This is a genomic window from Gluconacetobacter takamatsuzukensis, from assembly GCF_014174275.1.
Lineage (GTDB): Bacteria > Pseudomonadota > Alphaproteobacteria > Acetobacterales > Acetobacteraceae > Gluconacetobacter > Gluconacetobacter takamatsuzukensis.
In genome coordinates, this window is the sequence record NZ_JABEQK010000024.1 from 1 (window position 1) to 1912 (window position 1912).

Annotated in this window: 1 protein-coding gene; it reads right to left on the bottom strand. The window is 70.6% G+C overall.

The window, feature by feature from the left end; genetic code table 11:
• Nucleotides 1-1910, bottom strand: a 1910-nt coding sequence (gene dxs, locus HLH27_RS16850; RefSeq protein ID WP_220790474.1) for a 1-deoxy-D-xylulose-5-phosphate synthase, incomplete at its 3' end; no start/stop codon positions are given.
• Nucleotides 1911-1912: the final 2 nt, after the last annotated feature.

Below are 1912 nucleotides of genomic sequence, written 5' to 3' on the forward strand. Positions count from 1 at the left end.
CCCAGAGCGTGCAGGGCGGTGGCTGCGATGGCGGTGGCGTCGAGTCCGGCCTCGCGATACTGGGCGTCCTGCGTGTTGTGGTCGATGAAGCGGTCGGGCAGCGTCATGGGGCGGAAGCGGACGCTGTCGAGCAGGCCGGTGCGCGCCAGATGGTGCATGACGTAGGCGCCGAACCCGCCCTCGGCGCCTTCCTCGATCGTGACCAGCACCGCGTGGTTGCGGGCCAGGTTCTCGATCAGGGCGGTGTCGAGGGGCTTGGCGAAGCGGGCATCGGCCACGGTGGGGGCCAGGCCCTGGGCGGCCAGCATGTCGGCGGCCTTCAGCACCTCGGCCAGGCGGGTGCCCAGCGACAGGATGGCGATGCCGCCCTTCTCGCGCCCGGACTGGCGGCCCATTTCGCGGATGATGCGGCCGAGCCCGATCTCCAGCACCGTGCCTTCCTCGGGCAGGGCCAGGCCCAGCCCGTTGCCGCGCGGGTAGCGCAGCGCGATCGGCCCCTGGTCGAAGGCGCAGGCGGTGGCCGTCATGTGCAGCAGTTCCAGCTCGTCGCTGGGGGCCATGATGGTCATGCCGGGCAGGCAGCCCAGATAGTTGATGTCGAACGACCCCGCATGGGTGGCGCCGTCGGCGCCGACCAGCCCGGCGCGGTCGATGGCGAAGCGCACCGGCAGGTTCTGCAGCACCACGTCGTGCATCACCTGGTCGTAGGCGCGTTGCAGGAAGGTGGAATAGATGGCGCAGAACGGGCGCAGCCCCTCGGTGGCCATGCCGGCGGCGAAGGTCACGGCATGCTGCTCGGCAATGCCGACATCGAAGAACCGGTCGGGATAGGCGCGGGCGAAGGCATCGAGCCCGGTGCCCGACGGCATGGCGGCGGTGATGGCCACGATGCTGTCGTCCTGCTTCGCCCGGCGCGTCAGCTCGCGGCTGAAGACCGAGGTGTAGCTGGGCGGGCCCGGGGGGGCCTTGCTCTGCTCGCCGGTCACGACGTTGAACTTGGCCACCGCATGATATTTGTCACCCGCCGATTCGGCCGGGCGGTAGCCGCGGCCCTTCTCGGTGATGATGTGCAGCAGGATCGGGCCCTTGTCGTCGGCGTCGCGCAGGTTGCGCAGGATCGGCACCAGCTGGTTGAGGTCGTGGCCGTCGACCGGGCCGACATAATAGAAGCCCAGCTCCTCGAACAGCGTGCCGCCGGTGATCATGCCGCGGGCATATTCCTCGGCCTTCTTGGCGGTGCGTTCCAGCCGCTCGGGCAGGCGGCGGGCCACCTTGCCGGCGAGGTCGCGCAGGCCGAGGAACTGGCGCGAGGACATCAGCCGCGACAGGTAGTTGGACATGGCGCCGACCGGCGGGGCGATCGACATCTCGTTGTCGTTCAGCACCACGATCAGGCGCCCGGCGCCGGGGCCGGCGACCGAGGCGTTGTTCATCGCCTCGTAGGCCATGCCGGCCGAGATCGAGCCGTCGCCGATCACGGCCACCACGTTGCGCTCGCGGTAGGCGGGATCGTGCTCGGCGCGCAGATGGTGCGCCACCGCCATGCCCAGGCCGGCCGAGATCGAGGTGGAGGAATGGGCGGCGCCGAACGGGTCGTATTCGCTCTCGCTGCGGCGGGTAAAGCCCGACAGACCGCCGGGCTGGCGCAGGGTGCGCACGCGCTCGCGCCGGCCGGTCAGGATCTTGTGCGGGTAGGCCTGGTGGCCGACATCCCAGATGATCCGGTCGTCGGGGGTGTCGAACACCGCGTGCAGCGCCACCGTCAGCTCCACCACGCCCAGCGAGGCACCCAGATGCCCGCCGGTGGTCGAGACCGCATCCACCGTCTCGGCCCGCAGTTCCTCGGCCAGCTGGCGCAGCTGGTCCACCGACAGGTTGCGCAGGTCGCGCGGCGTGGTCACGCGGTCCAGGA